The sequence below is a fragment of the Syntrophobacterales bacterium genome, from assembly GCA_031274925.1.
Classification (GTDB): domain Bacteria; phylum Desulfobacterota; class Syntrophorhabdia; order Syntrophorhabdales; family Syntrophorhabdaceae; genus PNOM01.
Map to the genome: position 1 here is coordinate 23,943 of JAISPL010000042.1, position 19,786 is coordinate 43,728.

The 19,786-nt window shown below is 49.7% G+C and carries 19 protein-coding genes and 5 tRNA genes; 11 read left to right on the plus strand and 13 right to left on the minus strand.

All coding sequences use genetic code 11. The annotated features are described in order from the left end of the window. Positions 1-18 precede the first annotated feature (18 nt). The 8 genes from LBQ00_07635 to LBQ00_07670 all read right to left on the minus strand — a co-directional run bounded on the left by LBQ00_07635 (position 19) and on the right by LBQ00_07670 (position 7,874). Positions 19-987, minus strand: a complete 969-nt coding sequence (locus LBQ00_07635) for a KpsF/GutQ family sugar-phosphate isomerase (GenBank protein ID MDR2018724.1) — start codon at positions 985-987, stop codon at positions 19-21. Beyond that, complete coding sequence (gene kdsA, locus LBQ00_07640) at positions 984-1,796, minus strand: 3-deoxy-8-phosphooctulonate synthase (protein MDR2018725.1); 813 nt, start codon at positions 1,794-1,796, stop codon at positions 984-986. Before kdsA ends, LBQ00_07635 begins: the two co-directional genes overlap by 4 nt. Next, entirely contained in the window at positions 1,775-3,430 is a 1,656-nt protein-coding gene (locus LBQ00_07645; GenBank protein MDR2018726.1) for a CTP synthase, read from the minus strand. The genes kdsA and LBQ00_07645 overlap by 22 nt, the downstream gene beginning before the upstream one ends. After that, positions 3,427-4,617: a cofactor-independent phosphoglycerate mutase gene (locus LBQ00_07650; protein MDR2018727.1), complete on the minus strand. Its 1,191-nt coding sequence runs from the start codon at positions 4,615-4,617 to the stop codon at positions 3,427-3,429. The genes LBQ00_07645 and LBQ00_07650 overlap by 4 nt, the downstream gene beginning before the upstream one ends. A 70-nt stretch (positions 4,618-4,687) precedes the next feature. Beyond that, the gene (locus tag LBQ00_07655) at positions 4,688-5,980 is read right to left on the minus strand and encodes a homoserine dehydrogenase (protein MDR2018728.1); all 1,293 of its coding nucleotides are present in this window, start codon (positions 5,978-5,980) and stop codon (positions 4,688-4,690) included. Then, the gene (locus LBQ00_07660) at positions 5,977-6,342 is read right to left on the minus strand and encodes a hypothetical protein (protein MDR2018729.1); all 366 of its coding nucleotides are present in this window, start codon (positions 6,340-6,342) and stop codon (positions 5,977-5,979) included. The genes LBQ00_07655 and LBQ00_07660 overlap by 4 nt, the downstream gene beginning before the upstream one ends. Positions 6,343-6,441: 99 nt before the next feature. Then, positions 6,442-6,924: an adenosine-specific kinase gene (locus tag LBQ00_07665; protein ID MDR2018730.1), complete on the minus strand. Its 483-nt coding sequence runs from the start codon at positions 6,922-6,924 to the stop codon at positions 6,442-6,444. A 77-nt stretch (positions 6,925-7,001) separates the two neighbouring features. After that, entirely contained in the window at positions 7,002-7,874 is an 873-nt protein-coding gene (locus tag LBQ00_07670) for a radical SAM protein (GenBank protein MDR2018731.1), read from the minus strand. A gap of 603 nt (positions 7,875-8,477) precedes the next feature. Between LBQ00_07670 and rpsU the strand changes: the two genes are divergently transcribed. The 3 genes from rpsU (at position 8,478) to LBQ00_07685 (ending at position 11,385) form a co-directional block, all read left to right on the plus strand. After that, positions 8,478-8,672: a 30S ribosomal protein S21 gene (gene rpsU, locus LBQ00_07675; protein MDR2018732.1), complete on the plus strand. Its 195-nt coding sequence runs from the start codon at positions 8,478-8,480 to the stop codon at positions 8,670-8,672. A 116-nt stretch (positions 8,673-8,788) separates the two neighbouring features. Beyond that, positions 8,789-10,135 (plus strand): hypothetical protein, encoded by a 1,347-nt coding sequence (locus LBQ00_07680; protein MDR2018733.1) that lies wholly within the window; start codon positions 8,789-8,791, stop codon positions 10,133-10,135. Next, positions 10,132-11,385 carry an MFS transporter gene (locus tag LBQ00_07685; GenBank protein ID MDR2018734.1) on the plus strand — a complete coding sequence of 418 codons (1,254 nt, stop codon included), beginning with the start codon at positions 10,132-10,134 and terminating at the stop codon, positions 11,383-11,385. Before LBQ00_07680 ends, LBQ00_07685 begins: the two co-directional genes overlap by 4 nt. A gap of 459 nt (positions 11,386-11,844) precedes the next feature. Here LBQ00_07685 and LBQ00_07690 read toward each other — a convergent pair whose 3' ends face one another. The 4 genes from LBQ00_07690 to LBQ00_07705 are packed head-to-tail and all read right to left on the minus strand — an operon-like array spanning position 11,845 to position 15,202. Next, positions 11,845-12,870 carry a phosphotransferase gene (locus tag LBQ00_07690; protein MDR2018735.1) on the minus strand — a complete coding sequence of 342 codons (1,026 nt, stop codon included), beginning with the start codon at positions 12,868-12,870 and terminating at the stop codon, positions 11,845-11,847. Continuing rightward, positions 12,867-13,583 carry an NTP transferase domain-containing protein gene (locus tag LBQ00_07695; protein MDR2018736.1) on the minus strand — a complete coding sequence of 239 codons (717 nt, stop codon included), beginning with the start codon at positions 13,581-13,583 and terminating at the stop codon, positions 12,867-12,869. The genes LBQ00_07690 and LBQ00_07695 overlap by 4 nt, the downstream gene beginning before the upstream one ends. 34 nt (positions 13,584-13,617) lie before the next feature. After that, on the minus strand, positions 13,618-15,000 hold the full coding sequence (locus LBQ00_07700; GenBank protein MDR2018737.1) for a SpoIID/LytB domain-containing protein: 1,383 nt from the start codon (positions 14,998-15,000) through the stop codon (positions 13,618-13,620). Between the two features lie 22 nt (positions 15,001-15,022). Next, positions 15,023-15,202, minus strand: a complete 180-nt coding sequence (locus LBQ00_07705; GenBank protein MDR2018738.1) for a hypothetical protein — start codon at positions 15,200-15,202, stop codon at positions 15,023-15,025. A 149-nt stretch (positions 15,203-15,351) separates the two neighbouring features. Here LBQ00_07705 and LBQ00_07710 point away from each other — a divergent pair, with 149 nt between their 5' ends. Continuing rightward, positions 15,352-15,882 (plus strand): NUDIX hydrolase, encoded by a 531-nt coding sequence (locus tag LBQ00_07710; protein MDR2018739.1) that lies wholly within the window; start codon positions 15,352-15,354, stop codon positions 15,880-15,882. Between the two features lie 446 nt (positions 15,883-16,328). Here LBQ00_07710 and lpxC read toward each other — a convergent pair whose 3' ends face one another. Further along, the gene (gene lpxC, locus LBQ00_07715; protein ID MDR2018740.1) at positions 16,329-17,594 is read right to left on the minus strand and encodes a UDP-3-O-acyl-N-acetylglucosamine deacetylase; all 1,266 of its coding nucleotides are present in this window, start codon (positions 17,592-17,594) and stop codon (positions 16,329-16,331) included. A 172-nt stretch (positions 17,595-17,766) separates the two neighbouring features. Between lpxC and LBQ00_07720 the strand changes: the two genes are divergently transcribed. The 7 genes from LBQ00_07720 to LBQ00_07750 form a co-directional block, all read left to right on the plus strand. Further along, positions 17,767-17,845: transfer RNA gene (locus LBQ00_07720), tRNA-Pro, on the plus strand. A gap of 376 nt (positions 17,846-18,221) precedes the next feature. Further along, a complete protein-coding gene (locus LBQ00_07725) occupies positions 18,222-18,620 on the plus strand; it encodes a hypothetical protein (protein ID MDR2018741.1) in 399 nt (132 codons plus the stop codon). Between the two features lie 542 nt (positions 18,621-19,162). Further along, a tRNA-Thr gene (locus LBQ00_07730) sits at positions 19,163-19,235 on the plus strand. A 3-nt stretch (positions 19,236-19,238) separates the two neighbouring features. Further along, a tRNA-Tyr gene (locus LBQ00_07735) sits at positions 19,239-19,323 on the plus strand. A gap of 156 nt (positions 19,324-19,479) precedes the next feature. Beyond that, positions 19,480-19,556: transfer RNA gene (locus LBQ00_07740), tRNA-Gly, on the plus strand. A gap of 36 nt (positions 19,557-19,592) precedes the next feature. Then, positions 19,593-19,667 (plus strand) — tRNA-Thr (locus tag LBQ00_07745). Positions 19,668-19,691: 24 nt separating this feature from the next. After that, on the plus strand, positions 19,692-19,786 hold a 95-nt coding region (locus LBQ00_07750; protein MDR2018742.1), incomplete at its 3' end, for a hypothetical protein.

A 19,786-nucleotide genomic window follows, 5' to 3' on the forward strand; every position in this document is an offset into this window, starting at 1 on the left:
TTTAAGCCATCCGGCGGTCTATACTATTTTTACCCTCAGGAGGTCATGGATATGGATGATCCCGATGGGTTTTCTCTCCCGGTCTTTTTCGACAACGAAGAGAGATGTGATAGAAAATTCCTCCATCTTTTTCAGTGCATATGCAGCCAGGGCATCCTCTTTTATCCCTTTTGGTTTGCCGGTCATCACATCATTCGCCTTTTTAGAGAGCAGGTTGTCATATCTCTCGATTGCTCTTCTCAGGTCGCCATCCGTAATGACGCCCACGAGATCGCCGTTTCCGTTTACTACGCCGGCAACCCCGAGCCGCTTTGAGGTAATCTCAAGAATCACGTCCTTCATGAGGCTGTCCTGATGTACTCTAGGAACAGCTTCCCCAGTATGCATAAGATCTCCCACCTTAAGAAGCAATTTTTTCCCTAATGACCCGCCGGGGTGGAGAGAGGCGAAATCTTCAAGCTTGAATTCATTCTTTTGCATCAATGCTACTGCGACTGCGTCTCCTAGGGCCAGTGCTGCGGTGGTGCTAGATGTCGGCACAACATTGTACGGGCATGCCTCGTCAACCTTTACGTTCAGAATTATATTGGCACAGTTCGCGATTGTTGAATTGGCGTTTCCAGTCACCACTATCGTTTCAAGATCCATTCTCTTTATCCAAGGGAGGATCTTTACCACTTCCTCCGTCTCGCCGCTATTGCTCACGATGAGAAGCACATCTTCCCTCTGGAGCATACCCAGGTCACCGTGGAGGGAATCGCCGGGGTGTAAAAAGACCGCGGGCGTACCCACGCTCGAAAGGGTGGAAGCAATTTTTTTGCATATGAGTCCCGATTTTCCCACACCGAGGACCACAACTCGGCCTCTACACGCATGGATTGCATCTACGGCTCTGTCGAACGTCTCATCGAGAGCCTCCATTACCTGGAGTATCGCTTTCGCCTCTTTCCTTAAAACTTCCTTTCCTGTATCCAGAGGAGTGGTCATAATGCCTCCTCAATGTTCTTAAGTGTTCTTAGAATATGGGGAAGATCCGTGAGGGCAATGGAATTTTCTCCATCACAACGGGCAATTGATGGGTCCTCGTGGACCTCCATGAATATGCCGTCAACCCCGACCGCAACGGCTGCCTTCGCCAAGGGAAATATAAACTGTCTTTCTCCGCCCGAGCAACCGTCCATTGCCTGTGGTTTCTGGACGCTGTGGGTCGCATCGAAAATTACCGGATAACCAAGTCCTTTCATGATGGGAATGGCCCTGAAATCATTCACAAGCGTGTTATATCCGAAAGATGTGCCTCTCTCTGTAAGGAGAATACGTGTATTTCCAGTGGATTCCACCTTTCCTATCGTATACTTCATGTCCGAAGGAGAAATGAATTGCCCCTTCTTTATGTTGACAGGTTTACCGGTCTTGCCGCATGCGACGATAAGGTCCGTCTGTCTTGAAAGGAGAGCCGGCACTTGAAGCACATCCACCACTTCGCTCGCAGCGCTGACCTCTTCTACCGAGTGGACATCCGTGAGGACCGGAATGCCTACTTGCTCTTTCACCTCTCTAAGGATCGTAAGCCCTTCTTCAAGGCCAGGCCCTCTGAAGCTCTGAACCGAGGTTCTGTTCGCCTTATCATATGACGATTTAAAAATAAAAGGCAGATGGAGATTTTGGGTGAGTTTTGCGAGTTTCTCTGCGTGGCGCAAGGTGATATCTCTCCCCTCAATTACGCAGGGACCACCAATAAATATGAAGGGTCTTGACCCGACACGTATGTCTCCTATTCTGACTTCTTTTTCCATTTCTGTTTGTCTTGTCTCCTTTTCAGGGAGGCTTTGATAAAATCCCTGAAAAGAGGATGGGGGCTCAAGGGTTTTGACTTGAATTCAGGGTGGAATTGACACGCTAAAAACCATGGATGGCCTTTAAATTCAATGATCTCTACGAATACCCTGTCAGGCGACAGACCTGTCACGTTCATGCCACACTTTTCCAATTCCTCAAGGTAGGTCATATTGAACTCGTACCGGTGCCTGTGTCGCTCGTGAATCAAATTCTGGTTGTAAGCCTTGAAAGCGAGACTTCCCGGTTTCAGCTCGCATGGGTAAGCCCCTAGTCTCATGGTGCCCCCCATATCCGAGAACTTGTCCCTTTTCTGGGTTTTGTTTTTCCGGTCGACCCACTCCTCAATGAGGTATATGAGCGGGCATGTGGTTTCCTCGTCAAACTCCGTACTGTGGGCGTGCTTCATGCCAGCAAGGTTTCTTCCGATCTCAATCACGGCAAGTTGCATTCCGAGACAGAGGCCGAAATAAGGGATCTTGTTTACCCGAGCGTAATGGATTGCATTGATCTTGCCCTCTATCCCTCTGTCGCCGAATCCTCCTGGAACCAATATGCCGTCCACATCGTCAAAATGTGTTGTCGGTCCGTGCTCAAGCTCCTCGGAATCAATATAATGGACATTTACCTTGCAGCTATTCGCAATACCCCCATGGACCAGGGCTTCATTGAGGCTTTTGTATGAATCGATAAGCTTCACATATTTGCCCACAACGGCGATATCAACCTGCTTCTTGGGATTCTTTATGGTCTCGACTATGTTTACCCACTGGGACAGATCAGGTTTCTTAGCCCAGATATTAAGCATATTCGTGATCTTCTCGTCCAAGCCCTGCTGGTTGTATACCAGTGGCACTTCGTATACGACATCAACGTCTTTGGCGGTGATGACCGCGTCAGTATCCACATTGCAGAAAAGGGATATTTTGTCCTTAAGGCCCTGGGAGAGGAACTTCTCTGTCCTGCAAAGGAGGATGTCTGGTTGGATACCTATCGCTCTCAGTTCTTTCACGCTGTGTTGGGTCGGTTTTGTCTTCATCTCGTCCGCTGTTTTAATAAAAGGGACCAGGGTGAGATGAACGAACAGGGAGTTCTCTTTTCCCAGATCGTTCCGTAGCTGCCTTATCGCCTCGAGAAATGGGAGGCTCTCAATATCTCCCACCGTGCCACCGATCTCCACAAGGGCCACATCTATTCCCTCGTCAACATCCAGGATCCTTCTCTTTATCTCGTCCGTAATATGGGGAATAACCTGGACTGTCCCGCCAAGGTATTCGCCCTTTCTTTCCTTTACGATTACCGTTTCGTAGACCTGCCCTGTGGTGAAATTGTTCCTTTTTGAGGAGACGGAATTGGTGAACCTCTCGTAATGACCCAGATCAAGGTCTGTTTCCGTCCCGTCGTCCGTGACGAAGACCTCTCCGTGCTGAAAAGGATTCATTGTCCCTGGATCGACATTGATGTATGGATCAAGTTTGATAAGGGTTACTGTGAGCCCTTTCGCTTCCAGAAGCGCTCCGATGGATGCCGACGCGATCCCTTTGCCAAGGGAAGAAACAACACCGCCCGTGATGAATATGAATTTCTGTCTCATAGATCTCGCCCTTTCAGGAAAAAAGCAATCAATTCTTCCCCGTTTAGTACCTTATCTCCTGTCCTTTCATCGTATCCGAACCGACAGCCCGGTTGCTTGCTCTTCTTGTTGAAAATCGCAAAAGGCACTGGACATGCGTGGTGTGTCTTCAGCGAAATGGGTGTAGCATGGTCTGTCACGATGAGGAACTTCACTCCGTCGCCTGTCTCTTCAAAAATCCTGCCCACTATCTCCTGATCTATCAACTCGACAGCCTTTATTTTCTCTTTAATGTTTCCGTTATGAGAAGCCTCATCAGGCGCTTCCACATGGATATACACGATATCGTGATTCTTGAGTAGTTCAAGCGCCTTTCTCGCTTTTGCCCCATAATCGGTGTCCAGATACCCTGTGGCGCCATTTACAAGTGGCGCTTCAAACCCCACGAGTCCACTGATACCTTTTATCAGGTCTACCGCCGCCACGGTGGCTCCAGTGAGGCCATATTTCTCCTTGAACGAGGGGAGGTGGGATTTTTTCCCCTGACCCCACAGCCATATACTGTTGGCGGAGACCTTCCCCGATTTCTCTCTTGCCTTGTTCACCGGGCTTGCGGATAATATTTTTCTGGACCTTTCCATCATGTTCGTTAAAATCTCTGATCCCTCGCCTTTAGGCATATAGGCAACGATCTCCTGGGCTGTAATATCGTGTGGAGGCGTAGTATCCATATTATAGGACCCCTTCCGCCACAACATGATATGCCGATAACTCACGCCCGGGAAGAAGTTGAATTTATCCGAGCCGATCTCTTTGTTTAGCAAATCGACAAGAAGGTGTGCCTCTTCGGTGCTGATGTGGCCACTGCCGTAATCTCCCATCAGAACCTTACCCGACCTTTCTTCAAGGTGTACAAGGTTGCAGCGAAACGCCACATCCTCGTCCTCCATGGCGATACCCATGCCCACGGCCTCTATTGGCGCACGACCCGTGTAGTACAGGGATGGGTTGTATCCGAAAATGGACATGCCCGCCACATCGCTTCCGGGAAGCATGCCGTCCGGGATGGTAACCACTTTCCCACACACCCCGCCTTTGGCCATCATATCCATATAAGGTTTTCTGGCGACCATGAGTGGTGTTTTCCCTTGGAGTTCTGTGATGGGGAAATCGGCCATGCCGTCTCCGATGATTACTACATACTTCATCGGACAAACACCGGATGTTCTTTCTCGACAGCAGGGCATACAACCATACGATAACGGCCGGTGAGGACTCTCATGAGTTCCCTTCCTCAATCCCTATATGTATGCTCTCCCCTTTTATAAAAGGAAGCATGTCAATCTCAGCTCTGGCTTTCTTCAGATTTTTCTCGACCGCCTCATGGGTGAGAATAACGAGAGACACATGGCCGGATTCCTTCTTCCCTTCTTTCTGAATAACGGAGGAAATGCTGATATCGGACTCTGCCAATATACCGGAAATCCGGGAAAGCACCCCTGGCCTGTCTTCCACGGTAAATCTCATATAGCATGGAAAGGACGATTCTTCGCTTGTCCTCATGCGTCTGTCGCCGGCGCAAAGGGGCATTACCAGTCTCGGGGTCCCAGCTTTGAGCCTCTGGGCCATATCTACTATGTCGCTTACCACAGCGCTGCCGGTGGGATCACTGCCTGCTCCCCGTCCATAATAGAGGGTAGGGCCGACTTTATCGCCGATCACATAGGCCGCATTAAAAACGCCCCCTACGTTGCTCATGGGATGAGCCAAGGGGATCATTGCTGGCCCCACCCGCGCCTCAATTAATCCGTTTTCTTCTCTTCCGGTTCCCAGGAGCTTTATTCTGTAGCCGAATTCCCTCGCAAATTGTATGTCTATGGGCTCTATTTTCGAGATCCCAGCTGTCGTGATGTCCTCCATGGCCACGGGGTAATGAAACGCCAGGCGGATCAGGATACATAATTTGTGGGCCGCGTCAATGCCCTCAATATCAAGGGTTGGGTCTTTCTCCGCAAAGCCGCTGTCCTGTGCCTGTTTCAGAGCTTCTCCGAAGGATATTCCCTCATCGGTCATTTGGGTGAGGATATAATTGCAGGTGCCGTTCAGTATTCCTAGAATACGACTCAGTCTGTTCCCCACAAGACTGTTTCGGATGGCCCCTATAACCGGTATACCACCACAGACCGAAGCTTCGAAGCCGACTTCGCAACCCTCTTTTTTCGCGATGCTGAAAATCTCGGCGCCTCTCTCCGCGAGAAGAGCTTTATTGGCTGTAACTACCCATTTCTTTCTGTTCAGCGCCTCGGTAATGTAATTATGAGCAGGATCAAGCCCGCCCATAAGTTCAACGACCATGTCCACACGGTCATCTTGGATTACTTCCCTGGCGTCACGGGTGAGAAGGTCTTTCTCTAAAGGGATGCCCCTGTCTCTCCCGATGTCGATATCAGCAATCCTCACCACCTCAATATCAATTCCGGTCCTTTGTTTTATGAGGGATTTGTGCTCTCTCAGTATCTTATATGTACCAATACCTACGGTACCTAAGCCTATAATTCCGACCCCGATCATTTTTTCTCTGCTGAGTATGGAAGATTCCGTATACTTTTTACAGCTTGTTTTGGTCTGTGTTCATTCTCCATCAGGGCGAAACGGACATATCCTTTACCATACTCTCCGAAGCCCATACCTGGAGACGAGGCAACTCTTGTATTCTGAAGCAGAAGCTTCGAGAATTCTATCAACCCCATGGATTCTAATACCTCAGGTATTTTTGCCCATACAAAAAACATGGCTGCCTTCTGTTTTTCCCTTTCACTGGCCATATCAAGGTCTATAACGTCCTCGCCACATTTTTTTGCTTCTATAAGGAGACCCTTTACCATGGCTAACGTATAGGGCGGAAGACTTGATATTCTGTAAAAATCGTTCATACGAGTTGAAAAATACCATATAACCGGTCCTACAATCAATACTAAAAGAAGCTATGGAAATCATTACTGTTTCATCAATTTACGATTCCGTGATGTCTATCACAGCTTATATCTAAATTTGCGCAGGAGTTCCTTCCTTGCCTTCTTATCTTCCTCTTTTTCCACGCCTTTCGGCCGTGCTCCGTCAATCACTCCTAGGATGCCGCCTCCCTCGTCCCCTACGGCGACGATCACTTCAAGGGGATTCGCAGTGGCGCAGAATACGTGACAGACCTCATGGCATGCCTTAATGGCATTCAATACGTTTATGGGGAAGCCGTCTTTCAGAAAGATGACGAAGGTGTGGCCGCAGGATAGGGCCAGCGAAGTCTCGCAGGCGCGCTTTATAAGGGCCTCATCGTTCCCTTCGTATCTTACCAGACAGGGACCGCTTGCTTCCGAGAATGCAATTCCGAACTTCAATTGTGGCGAAGATCCCACAAGGATCTCGTACATATCTTCGGCGGTCTTTACGAAATGTGACTGCCCTATCACGACGTTCAGGTCTTCAGGGATGTCGATCTTTATCGTTTTTATCTCCATTGCAGTTAAACCTCCTCATTCAATTTAGTAATGTTCAAAAGGGTTAATCACCTTACCTCAGCTGGTTTGATTCTTTGCTAAAATGCTATTAGCGTTGTGGCGACTCGCCTCGCGCCTTGCCCCGTGCCTTCAGTCTGGAAAGGCTCTTCCTTCAGGAAATCGGGCACGTAGAGAGGCGCACTCTCCAGTTCCTGTACAAAAACATTCTCGAAGCCGTGTTCACTCAAGAGTTCGAGAATGGGATTATACTCATCCTTCGTTATAATCCGGCCAAGCATGGGGTAGATAGAGGCTTCGTGGAGTGGAAGGAACTGCGCCATGAGACTGAGATATGTATCCGGGCCGAGTTTGTCTTTTATCCACGCTACTACCTCCCTGGAACCGGAGAGACTGTTGGGGAGTACAAGGTGCCGGATGAGGAGACCTTTTGATGCTATTCCGCCATTTATTGCTAGATTCCCCACCTGCGCCTTCATTTCGAAGATAGCTTTCTTTGCCCAGGCGGGATACTCCTGCGCATCGGACAGAAGCTTCCCTATCCGGTGGCTTGCGTACTTGAAATCAGGGACATAGATATCTATAAGCCCCTTAAGGAGCTCAAGCGCCTCCACATTCTCATAGGCGTTCGTGTTGTAAAGGAAAGGTATCATGATGCCCTTCTCTTTCGCCTCTCTAATAGCGGTGGCAATAAATGGTATATACGGCGTGGGACTCACCAGATTTATATTGTGGACTCCCTGACTTTCGAGTGAGAAAAATATGTCGACGAGACCTTCTATGTCGTAGCGATTTCCTGTGCGCTGGTGGCTGATCTGATAGTTCTGGCAGTAGATGCACTTCAGATTGCACGAAGAGAAGAAGATGTTCCCTGACCCTCTGGAACCGGATATGGGAGGTTCCTCGCCGAAGTGGGGACCGCAATGGGCAATGAGGATCTCATTCCCGACCATGCAATAACCCTGTTCGTCCTGCGATCTGTTTGCCTTACACCGTCTCGGGCAGAGCTCGCACTTACTTAACCGTGAAAGCACATCATCCATGATAGTATTATACCAAAAAAGCCCGGTGAAACAAAGCGAGGCGGCTTCAAGTTGGTTTTTGTAAGGTCCGGTGACTTAAGGGTGTGTTCAAGGGGGGGGGCGGCGGCTTAAGCCGCGCTCAGTTTTGATGTCACCTGCGAGGCGGCGCCGTATTGATCCTTGATCTTTGCGTGCAGTCACGGAAAGGACCACGGGTATGTCGTCACCGTCTTCAGGACGGGCCGCCATAGTTCTGTCTGCATTGCTTACCGGCCTGACATTCTGTTTCCTTATCCTCTCCGGGCACGAACGCCGGATAATTTATATTCTAAACTTTCCATTGATTTTGAAAAGAAAACCAGCCCAAACAACTTACACGGAAATGGAAAGAGATATTCAATTTTAATCTTTACTTATGGGCCAAATTGTATTATCTTAACGCTGACTTTTAAAGTGAATGGTACCCTGGAGCCTTTAAAAGCTCTGGGGTTTTACTTAAAGCATAGACGGTAAGAAAAGAAAGGGGTAAGAAGATTGGATATAAGGGTTCAGGGCGACAATATTGAAAAAGCAATCAAAGATTTAAAACGCAAGCTCCAGATGGAAGGGCTTTTCAAGGAGATAAAGAAGAGAAGTTTTTACGAAAAACCTTCCGAAAAAGTCCGGAGAAAACAGCGTGAAGCCCAGAAGAGAAGGCTGAAATCCCTGAGATCAAAAAGACATGCGTGATGATCACCAGAGCGCCCCGCATCTGGGGGGCCTGGGCTGACCACGTGGTCCCGAACAGGGGTAAAATTTTTCTGTTTTTGGTTCAAAAAATACCTATCTGGTAGACTAACCTTCTCATGTTGCACAGCGTCTCTTCCGGTTTAGCCACACTCGAAAAAAAAATTTATCAACTTGTCGTTGCCGAAGTGGACGGCGATCGTATCAGTGAGCTGTCTTATCAAAGCCATGTCGCCGGTTTGATGGGGAAGGGTGTCTCTGGTTTTGTTTTTTCAGGGGGCACAAAAGCGAACCTGAAATCCTTCGCGGCGTCTCTCCGCGCTCTCACGGTAACACCTCTTTTCATTGCATGCAAATTGATGGATGGTACCATGGGGCGGATGAGAGGTTTTACCGAATTTCCATCGCTTATGGCGCTTGCCGCTGCAGTTGACCTCAAAAAACCGGAGAATCTTAATTTGCTTAGATGTGTGCTAAATGCCATGGCCCGCGAGGCGATGGACTGCGGCATGAATGTGGCAGCCATTCCGGCATCTCTGGCGGCAGACTGCTGCCGCGGTGTGATTTGCAAAGAGGGGTCTTCAGAGGCCGGCAATCTGGCATGGATTCGGACCGAATCTATCCGTATCTTTGAGGAAGCCGGACTTTTGGTATATGAGAATAGCTGTCTGTCTGATCGTCGTGTCTTCTGTCGGGCTGTTTTGGGTGGTTGTCAGGAGTTGCCGTGCGATCCCGCTTCTGTGGTTTTTGATGATGTGAAAGAAAGGACGCCTGCCGGATGGTTCGAAAAAGACGTGAATATCCTGATCGTCTCGGACGATCCTGACGGTGTGGTGAGGGAGCTCGCCTTTGCTGTTACGGAAGGGAGAATCGCCGAAGAATGGATAGACAGGGCCCTTGTCAGCATTGGAGCGGCAAAATCGCAGCAGTCCGAGCCCAGCGGGATCAAAGTCGATCAGGTCCTGAACGAGTGTCTGTCGCGGGAAATATCCGAGATGGCAGTCACTTTAGTTAAAGGGAAGGGCAGGTTTTTCCCGCTCAGGGAATCTGACAACATTCCCCTTATATATGCTGGCGATGAAGCATACTTTCAAGCGTCGCCTCTCAGGTCCTATGTGAAGCAGGCGTCTCATGCAGGCAGGCCCCTTCACTCAAAAGAAAGGCCGGCAATGTTCCTGCTTTTTGGGGATGCCGCATCCGAAGGACTGTCTGCCGCCGATTCAGGAAATGACGCGATGAAGTCGCTCTCACGTCTTATCCGGGCCACATCTCCCTCCGTGGTTGTTTCCTTCGGGAGCCCCCATGTACTCAGCCGGTTTAAGGATGCAGATGTCCTTATCGCAGCTTACGATTCCACCGGCTTTGCCCAGGAAGCGGTCTTCAAATGTGTTATCGGGGAGAGAAGATTCGAAGGACGACTCCCGGTTACGCTCAATATACCTGACAAAAGGGGCCGTCAGAAATGACGGCATTGAGGATTCCCTCCTTCCTGAGATTATACTGCAGTCGTAATATGGTGGTCATGGCGCTCCTTGGTTTTTCCTCGGGGCTCCCTCTTTCTCTCTCAAGCGGCACTTTACAGGCTTGGCTTACCATAGCCGGGGTAGACATCCGGACTATAGGCATCTTTTCCCTTGTGGGTATCCCCTATACGGTAAAATTCATCTGGTCGCCCCTTATGGACCGTTTCGTCCTGCCGTGGCTCGGAAGACGGCGGGGATGGATAATCTCCGCCCAGGTTGTTCTCATGGCCGGCATCACGTGGATGGCGTTTTCTTCCCCCCAATACTCACCTGCCGCCATTGCCGCCCTTGCTCTCCTGGTAGCATTTACCTCCGCATCTCAGGATATTGTGATTGACGCCTACCGGACTGACCTGCTTTCTGAACGGGAACGAGGACCGGGGTCGGCCACATTCATAGCGGGATACAGGGTAGCCATGCTCACTGCAGGCGCCATCGCCCTCATCATGTCCGACCGGATAGGGTGGCGATGCACCTATCTTATTATGGCTGGACTGCTTGTGTTGGGTATGGCGGGGACCTTGGCTGGGCCGGAGCCTGACGGAAAGATAGCGCCTCCACGGAGCTTCAAGGAGGCTGTGTGGGGGCCTTTGAAAGATTTTTTTTACCGGCCCATGGCCCTAATGATCGTACTCTTCATCATGCTATATAAATTGGGCGATGCCTATGCGGGAAGCATGACCACAACCTTTCTCCTGAGGGGCGTGGGGTTTACCGCGACCGAGGTAGGCACTATCAATAAGGTCCTTGGATTTGCCGCCACAATTCTGGGGGCCATGTACGGAGGGGCCATGCTGGTACGTATCGGCCTTTTTCGGTCTCTCATGATTTTCGGTATCCTCCAGATGGTCTCTAACCTTTCTTTCATGGCTATAGTCTGGACCGGCAAGAGTTACCCCATGTTTATTTTCGCGGTGGCCTTCGAAAATATAGCCGGTGGTATGGGCATGGCCGCTTTCATGGCATTTATCATGGCAGTATGCAACAAGCGTTACAGCGCTACCCAGTTTGCCCTTCTTTCGTCCTTTTCCGCTCTGGGAAGAGTCTTTATCTCCCCTTTTTCCGGATATGTTGTCAATTACCTCGGATGGGCCCCCTTCTTTTTTATTACCACCGTGACTGCCCTTCCTGGCCTGCTTGTGCTCTGGCGGCTGAAAGGTGAGGTTGGCCGTCTGGGAAAGGAACAATGGTAGGGCTGGGGTATGGGCAATTGGCCAGGAGCTGTTTGCGCTTCATAGCTTCTGTCCATAGGCGGCGCACATGAAATCATGACATAAGGATAGATAATGTTGTAATTCAGCCCATGTCCTCATGAAATGTACTCGTGAGGGGAGGGCGCCCAAAATAGGCTCGGTGTGGCGGTCTATAGGTGCCCGTGCGCGGATGAGTCAAAGACCTGGCACCGCCATTTCTGTACGCGCTGCGCGACTCTAGCCCGTACGCGGAGGGGTGGTTCAAAATGGAAAAAGCTTTCAAAATAGATATCAATATATGTGGGTATTTATCGTGAGTATTTTTGCGCGCTGTCCCACCCCTAAGGTGTATTGCGGAAACATGGCATCCGTGGTCAATCCAAAAGTAAAGGTAACATGCAAATTTGCCCTCCAAGACTAACCCGGTGGACAGCCTGCCAATGGGCATTAAGGGGGAGTTCATGGTAGTGGAGGAGTGTAGCTGTGGGATGAAATCCATGCCGTCCGGCATAAATCGACGAGTTCTCTGAGGCGGGGCAGCATAGATGCGTTTGATGCGGCGCGGCGAAGGTTCATAATTCCTGCCGGAATGTGCGCAAAAAACGGCGCGAGCCCTTTTTTTATACCTAAAAATCCGTATGCGCCCAAGGCCTGCATAAGCCGTTCCGCAGATGCGTCCCAAAAAAGATCAGTAAAGCTGGTCCGGTCTATGTTCCATTCCGATAATTCGTAATAAAAATCGAGAAGCTCCTCAATCTCTTCCTCCAGCAGGGAGACGTAAGGGTCTAAGAGCAGTGACCCGAGATCATAGAAGGGACTTCCGAACCTCATTCCCTGATAATCAATGAGATAGGGTTCTCCGTCTCGGATCATCACGTTCTGTGATTGAAAATCCCGGTGCACGAGACAGTGTGTCGTTGCAGAGAGCCGTCCTGCAAGGGCGGAAAGTTCCATTTCCAGTTCATCGGCAAATGTTTGCTCAAGCTCAATCCCGCACGCGCCGGTCACAAAATTTTCTTTGAAATAGTCCCGCTCCCATTGGTAGAGGCGGGGATTGAATTCATCCATGAGCCTCACACGGCCGATGGGAAACGCTTTTTCAGGGAACGAATGGAGCCTGTATACCACGGCAAGGGTCTTCTTATAAAGGGTTTCTCTTGTCTCCCACGGGTCGTGGCGAAAGGACCAAAGGTCGGCCTGTCCCATGTCCTCCATGAGCATGAGGTGGTTTTCCGGATCGTGACGGATCAGGCGGGGAACAGGAAGCCCTATATCGCGGAGGAATTCGGTGATGGCCGCATAGTATGAATTCTCCATTCGTGCGGGGTCGTACCGGATCAGTATATAGGTTGAAGTTTCCGCTTTCAGCCTAAAGAAGCTGCGGTCAGATCCCCTGGCGGTAAGCAGGGTTAATTCCATGGCGGCGGACCCTGCTTCTCCCAGAGTCTCCTCCGCGAATTTGATTAAATGGTCACGGACTGTCATATGTCATCTTTAGCCTTCAGGCTTTCATATTGAGCGATGGAGCCGATGTCGTGCCATTCTCCCTCGTCGATAATGATCCCCATGACCGAGCCAGGCTCTTTAACGATCCTCTTTACGAGTATCGGGATGATTGACCCTGCTTTGCGTGCTTCGATATGCTGGAGTAGCGACGTCTCCACTGCATAGATCCCGCTGAATTGGCAGCTTTGATCTCCTGCGTGCCCGATGGTGTGGCGAAGGTCACACACCTCTTTGCGGGAATTGATATTCACATTTAGGAGGGGACCGCTGCTTCTCAGCGCCAGCGTGGCCTCCGGCCTTCTCGCTTCGTGCGCGTCCATGAGTCTCCGGACAGGCATCCCGCTTATTACATCGCCATTATAGCAGAGGATGGCCTCGTCGTTATCTATGAGGTCCTCTATATTCTTGAGGCCGCCTGCTGTGTCGAGAAGAATGGCCTCGTGACGGAAAATAATAGGAAAACCGCGCCATTTTTTGTCGGGAAACTTCTCAAGGTACACATTGGGACAATGATGGGTATTGATGATGAAGCGGTCCACGCCGGCTTCAAGGAGATGGTCCATGGCGTAAGTAATTGCCGGGCGGCCACCCACCGGGAGAAGCGGTTTCGGGCAGTGCTCGGTGAGCGGCCTCAGGCGGATCCCCAACCCGGCGCCAAGGATGAAAGCGGTTTTGAGTCTCCGCTTTCTCATGACACCACGTCCCTGGTAATATGAATATCCGTGTTCAATATATCTTCCGTATCTCTGCCCCCGGGAAATAGTGGCGGAGAATTTCTGCCGCGGAGAACCCTTTTACCGCCATCGCGGCGGCTCCGATCTGACACAGGCCCACGCCGTGTCCCCAACCTGCCCCCTGAAAGACGAAACCGGTGATTTCTCCCGAAGGATTCCGCCCGGCAGTCACGATAAACGCGCTGCTGTAAAGATGACTTTTCGAGAGCCAGCGTCTTATCTCCAGTTCTTTTCCCACCACGATGCTTCGCTTGGAGCCGGATATCATGAGACGGAATATCCGCCCTGAAGGTCCGCGGTCAAGAGGCCTTATCTCCTTAAGGGTTCCAAAGTCGATTCCCGATTTTTCCTTAAGTATCTGCTCAAGCTCCGTGCGGGAATAGGCGACTGTCCACCGGAAAAACCCTTTTGTCTCACGGTCGAAATCGGGGAGTATTTTCATGAGAAGCCCGGCGTCTTTGACATTGCAGTAAGCCTTCTGCTCTGAAAGTATCCAGTGTCTCGCTTCTTCTTCCGTACGAAGCGGAGGATGGTGAACCGCTGCATCGGAGATGCCTGCAAGGTAAGGGACGGTCTTTATGTCCCATGCTGTTCCGAATTCTTCCGTGATCCCTCCGCACGCCTTGGAATATCTGGCATCACAAATACCGCCGTCGTGGATCAGTACTGTTCCCGAAGTTTCATGTACAGATTGCGTGGCATCTCCGGAAACGATTTTTGTTACCCCTTGATACCTCTGGCAATGATCATCGGCGCAGACATCGAAAAGGTCATGGTCCTCCTGCTCGTACCATCGGATTATCTCTTCCGGTCTTTCAATTTTCCTGGCCGGCGCCATAGTCGTTTCCTTTGCGGCATCTTTTCGGTTGAGCGCCGTCATGAGCCAGCTTCTGGAGATTATGGCGTGAGCTTTCAGGAACTCAGATGGCGCCGCCCCATTCATCTCTGATGAAATTACGCTTTCCAGGTAATTCTCAAGACTTGTCTCGTTTATAGCCGTGATTTTTCCGTCGGAGCGGGGTTTTAGAATCAGGCCGCCACGAAATACTTGGTTTTCCGTCCTCTCCCAGTGAAAACGACTGCCTATTGTGACATTAAAGAGGGTGAAAGTTGCTTCATTGCGGTCAACGAGAGCTAAGGATGGTGCACGGATTACCTCCCTGCCCTGTTCGCCCAGGAGGACAATCTGTCCGGAATCAGAATAGGCCTTAAACGCCCCGGAGACGATACAGGACCCGCCGCCGTACTTAAAACAACCGTTCAGGCTGCCTGTCACGCTATCCTGACGATCCATGATGCCCACGGAAATTATCGGTCCATGAATCCCTGAAGCACGGGATTCCAGAGAAAGATAATTCAAAGTCCTGTCTTCCAATATCGCCTCGATTTGCCCCCGTCTATTTTTCTCCGTATGACCCTATAAATATTACTTTTGCGAGGTACTTGTCAATCTTATGTCCTGCTTTTCTTTTGTATGCCGCTAACATTCCGAATAAGTTACCATCTTTAATGTGCGGTAGTGGCAGAGCCACAAGACGGACCGTCCGGAGGAGACCTGTAATAGTTGATATTTCCATACCCCCTGCTTGATTGCATTTAGAACGGGGTTTTTTGGGATGTCCGGTAATTGACCGGGCGGTGTGTGGGCGCGGGAACTTGATCTTTATCTGTCCCTTATCAGTTGAAAACAAAGGATATTCTATGGTAGTTTTTTGTCAGGATAGATATGCTCAAAGAATGGGAGCTTCTGGAATCAAAGATAGATCGTGACTACGGGTTGTTCAGAATCAAGGCCGAACAGTCCCGGTCCCCAAGAACGGATAATAAAGGTTCTTTTTACGTAATAGATACGAATGACTGGGTTAACGTGATCCCTGTTACGGATAATGGGGAGATCGTCATGATCCGTCAGTGGCGGCACGGTTCAAAGAAGATTACCCTTGAAATACCAGGCGGTCTTGTGGATGAATCCGACCCAGAGGACGCTGCACGCCGTGAACTTCTTGAGGAGACGGGCTATCGCGGGGAGCGGGTTACGTACCTTGGATCGACAAACCCCAACCCGGCTGTTTTCAATAACCTTTGCCATACTTACCTCATAGAAGGTGTGAGGAAAGTTTCGGAGATGAACCTTGATCCTGACGAGGATATTGAAGTAGAGCTTGTACCCGTATCAAAAATCCCCTCTCTTCTGAAAGACGGAACTATCAATCATGCCCTCGTGATTGTAGCCTTTCACTTTTTCCAGACAAGATGAACTTGGTATATATTTAGCGGGAGATAATTAGGGTATAAGCGATTTATTATTGCATTATATTTCCCCCCCCTTGGAATTTCTGGATGTCCGCAGGGTTTTTCTGTATACCTTTGGAGAAGAATTGTAGCTGTCATACGATTGGATGCCATACTCAAAGAATGTACACGGGGCCAGATGTTTTAAGGGACAAATCCACACCTAAGGACAGGTTGGACACCCACATGGGAGCCAGCGTTACACCTGCTCCAACCGCCTGAGATGGCGGCCAAGACCTCGAAGTTGCAACCAGCTAGGAAGAGTTGCCCGCGCTCTATCACTCCTGTTGAGCGAAGCGCCTTGATCATGTCCTTGCTGGCGATGAGGTTAGCGCACCCTAGGTGACCAAAGCCACGCTTGCGTGCTAAAGAAAAGGCATAAGGAACGGCATTCATGACGCGGCGTATTTTCTATTTTTGTTCTTGATAAAACAGTTTCTTAAGCTCTCTCATCAGGGCGATATTCTCCAGGTGCCCGGTCTGTTTTGCCGATATTTTCCCGATTATCGGACGGTTGAGGAGGTATGTGTCGCCAATGACATCCAGTATCTTATGTCTTACAAATTCATCCTCGAACCTTAACTTCGTATTCACCACTCCATCGTCGCTTAAGATTATCACATTCGCCATAACGTTGTCGATTCTGCCCCCCTGGCCTATTTTAGCCAGGCGTCCGAAATCCTTTATAAAACCGAACGTTCGTGCAGGAGCGATATCCCTCACAAAATCGGCCGTGTCTCCTGTGAAATGGTACCTTTGTGTCCCGATGGGTTTCCCCTGTTCCAAGGTATAATCGATTTCGAATACATCGGACGGTTCAATGGACAGATATTGGGAATTACTCAGATTCGGTAGCACGATTTTTTCACGTATGGCGACAGGGTCCAGTCCTTCCCGCTGCTCCAAAACGCCCGCCTCCTCTATCTTCTTGCATATCTCAATGGCGGATCCGTCAAAAATAGGAATCTCTTCGCTCACCTTTACGAGGAGGTTGGTAATCCCGTACATGTGGAGCGTGGCAAGGAGGTGCTCAATTGTCTTTATAATGCAAGTTTTTCCTTTGACCGATGAGGAGAATCCCACGGAATAGACATAGTCAATATATCCGTGTATGCGCTCGCCGTCGGGTATGTGCTCAAAGACTATGCCTGAATTCTCGGGCATGGGAAGGAGTATCATGCCTGTCTTTACGCCTGAGAAGAGGCCTGTGCCATATACGACGATGCTCTTTCCGATTGTTTTCTGGGCACGTATATTCTGGCCTTTCGATATCTTGAGCCCCACATCGTTCGACGGACTTTCCGGTTTGTACTCTCCTGCCAGACTCCGCAGGATCACTTCAAGGACCTTGTCAATGGAGAGAGGTTTTTCGAGGAAGTCATAAGCGCCAAGCTTTACCGCCTCGACTGCGGTAGATATTGTGCCGTGCCCGGACATGACGATTACTTTGGCGTCTTTGTCCTTCTCTCTTATCAGTTTCAGCGCCTCAAGGCCGTCCATCCCGGGCATCCAGATGTCGAGGAATATGACTTCTGGTTTTTCCTTTTCGAACACGGAAAGCCCTTCTGTGCCGTCGACGGCCTTCAATACCTGAAAACCTTCATCAGACAGGATGGAAGAGAGGCTTTCGCGTACATTTTTTTCATCGTCAATGATCAGGACCTTAGGCATGGCCATTAGTTTACCCGAAATTCTCCTGTTTTACAATTCTCTTTACAATCTATGCCTCCCTGTACTTCCCGATTCCATTCGTCCGTGCTTGCTATTTTGATTATTTTTTTACTGCCTTTGTGCGCTGTTGTTGCAAAATAACGGGCATATATGCTACGCTACGATTCATCATTAGAAACGGGGCGTGGCGCAGCATGGTTTAGCGCGCTTGCCTTGGGAGCAAGAGGTCGCTGGTTCAAATCCAGTCGCCCCGACCATAATCCCAGGTATAGCCACTGGAAGGACTCCAGTGGCTTGAAAACTAAGGCATTAAGTTCAATATTACGGTATATGCCGTTATCAAACCCATTATGGCCGTGAACAGCTATCCTGCGAAGAAGAACTAGGGAAAAGCCGCTTCATGGCGCTCAAACAGCGGTGTAGCCCGGAAGTATCCACATGGCAGACCGTCTCCCGAACATATTTGACAGTGCACGGGCATTCATTGCATAGCCGGAAGTATCCACATGGCAGACCGGCTTGGAGGCAATCTGCCATAGGCTATATAGTCTTTGTAAACCTTAAAGGAGCAGGCAAAAAAGTCGCCGCAGAAAAGAATAATGAGAGACCTGGTCCTAAATGGAGGATATTGATATGGGTAGAATAGCGCTTATTTCAATGTTTTTGTTCACCGTGTTGCCATTAGGTCTATACGGAGCCGAAGGTCCATACGGAGCAGGCACGGATTGTTGCATGTGCGAGACCAGAGACGACGGCTTGACCACTGAGTGCAGCTCGTTTGAATGCAGACCGCTGCCCGTGGTTTATGCCAGCCTGGCGGGCGCTGATAAATTTCGGAGCGTCGCCATGGTTTTGGCGCAGATAAAGTATTCAGACAGTCTTATAAATTCTGTTCACAGGAATCCGCTGGTCCTTAAGGCCGCCGTATTGTTTCCTGCCGCCGCTGACGCAATGCTCTTACCCGAAGGATTTGAATATCGTATTCGCGAGTCTCCTTCTCAATCCTCCATGGGAACGGGTTCCCGCATATGAGATCAGGAGACTTCGAAAAGGCCTCTATAATAATGAGTTCGGGTCACGCCTTTACCACACAGGAAAGCGCTCTGTATCTTTTTGAGGGGGAAGGCACCACAAAATAGACAGCGACGATTCCGGATGCAGACACATCAAAGATATCAAGACCACGGATTCCGCCATAACGGTAAATTATGTAAAGACCCCTGGTTCCTCCCGCCCCAAAGAGGTAACTGCAACGCTGACCAGGTAGGAAAAAGGATGGAGTATTCTCTTTTTTCTTGACTCAATACACTCAGTCTGTTACATTTGCCACGGAAACTTATGTCTTATGGCAGGCTAACCGGTAAAAAGCTTATTTCCTTCGCGTATTACAGGTAATTGAGCTGAAAAAAACCGTTGAGTGAATATGATTAAAACTGGTGACGAGTAGATATTAGTATCGAAAGACCAGCCGTGCCCATAAGGATGGCGGGCCACGAATCTCTTGACATATGAGAGGATTTGGTTTATAATCTATTGTTGTTTTTGCGGAAAATTTGTACTGTAATTATAATTTCGCTGGTGTAGCTCAATCGGCAGAGCAGCTGATTTGTAATCAGCAGGTTGCGGGTTCGAGTCCCATCACCAGCTCATGGAGAGGTTCCCGAGCGGCCAAAGGGGGCAGACTGTAAATCTGTTGTCTCAGACTTCGGAGGTTCGATCCCTCCCCTCTCCACCATAATGTGTATCAAAGAGCCTTAAGGTGAAAGGTCAGAAAACGGCTTCACCGCAGGCTATATATGTTTATTGTAGCTATGTGTCGCAGAAGAAAGTCCCCGGCAGGACAGCGTGAGTTTATGTGATTCGCCGGGGGTCGAAGATGGAATTAAAGAAGGCGGGAGTAGCTCAGTTGGTTAGAGCATCAGCCTTCCAAGCTGAGGGTCGCGGGTTCGAGTCCCGTTTCCCGCTCCAAAAAACAGGGTGGGTTGAAGCTTGATCCGCTCATTTGCCCGCGTAGCTCAGTGGTAGAGCACCTCCTTGGTAAGGAGGTGGTCACCGGTTCAATCCCGGTCGTGGGCTCCAAAAAAACAGTAACGGAGGTTCTATATGGCTAAGAAAAAGTTTGAAAGAACGAAACCCCATGTAAACATAGGAACCATTGGACACATAGATCATGGAAAGACCACCCTGACGTCAGCGGT

Bases quoted from the DNA above. Each gene is read 5' to 3' on its own strand.
- kdsA (MDR2018725.1), bottom strand. From the start codon at position 1,796: ATGGAAAAAGAAGTCAGAATAGGAGACATACGTGTCGGGTCAAGACCC.
- LBQ00_07645 (MDR2018726.1), bottom strand. From the start codon at position 3,430: ATGAGACAGAAATTCATATTCATCACGGGCGGTGTTGTTTCTTCCCTT.
- LBQ00_07685 (MDR2018734.1), top strand. From the start codon at position 10,132: ATGACGGCATTGAGGATTCCCTCCTTCCTGAGATTATACTGCAGTCGT.
- LBQ00_07710 (MDR2018739.1), top strand. From the start codon at position 15,352: ATGCTCAAAGAATGGGAGCTTCTGGAATCAAAGATAGATCGTGACTAC.
- LBQ00_07665 (MDR2018730.1), bottom strand. From the start codon at position 6,924: ATGGAGATAAAAACGATAAAGATCGACATCCCTGAAGACCTGAACGTC.
- LBQ00_07655 (MDR2018728.1), bottom strand. From the start codon at position 5,980: ATGATCGGGGTCGGAATTATAGGCTTAGGTACCGTAGGTATTGGTACA.
- lpxC (MDR2018740.1), bottom strand. From the start codon at position 17,594: ATGGCCATGCCTAAGGTCCTGATCATTGACGATGAAAAAAATGTACGC.
- LBQ00_07635 (MDR2018724.1), bottom strand. From the start codon at position 987: ATGACCACTCCTCTGGATACAGGAAAGGAAGTTTTAAGGAAAGAGGCG.
- LBQ00_07670 (MDR2018731.1), bottom strand. From the start codon at position 7,874: ATGGTCGGGAATGAGATCCTCATTGCCCATTGCGGTCCCCACTTCGGC.
- LBQ00_07695 (MDR2018736.1), bottom strand. From the start codon at position 13,583: ATGAGAAAGCGGAGACTCAAAACCGCTTTCATCCTTGGCGCCGGGTTG.
- LBQ00_07705 (MDR2018738.1), bottom strand. From the start codon at position 15,202: ATGGAAATATCAACTATTACAGGTCTCCTCCGGACGGTCCGTCTTGTG.
- LBQ00_07680 (MDR2018733.1), top strand. From the start codon at position 8,789: ATGTTGCACAGCGTCTCTTCCGGTTTAGCCACACTCGAAAAAAAAATT.
- LBQ00_07690 (MDR2018735.1), bottom strand. From the start codon at position 12,870: ATGACAGTCCGTGACCATTTAATCAAATTCGCGGAGGAGACTCTGGGA.
- LBQ00_07650 (MDR2018727.1), bottom strand. From the start codon at position 4,617: ATGAAGTATGTAGTAATCATCGGAGACGGCATGGCCGATTTCCCCATC.
- LBQ00_07725 (MDR2018741.1), top strand. From the start codon at position 18,222: ATGGGTAGAATAGCGCTTATTTCAATGTTTTTGTTCACCGTGTTGCCA.
- LBQ00_07660 (MDR2018729.1), bottom strand. From the start codon at position 6,342: ATGAACGATTTTTACAGAATATCAAGTCTTCCGCCCTATACGTTAGCC.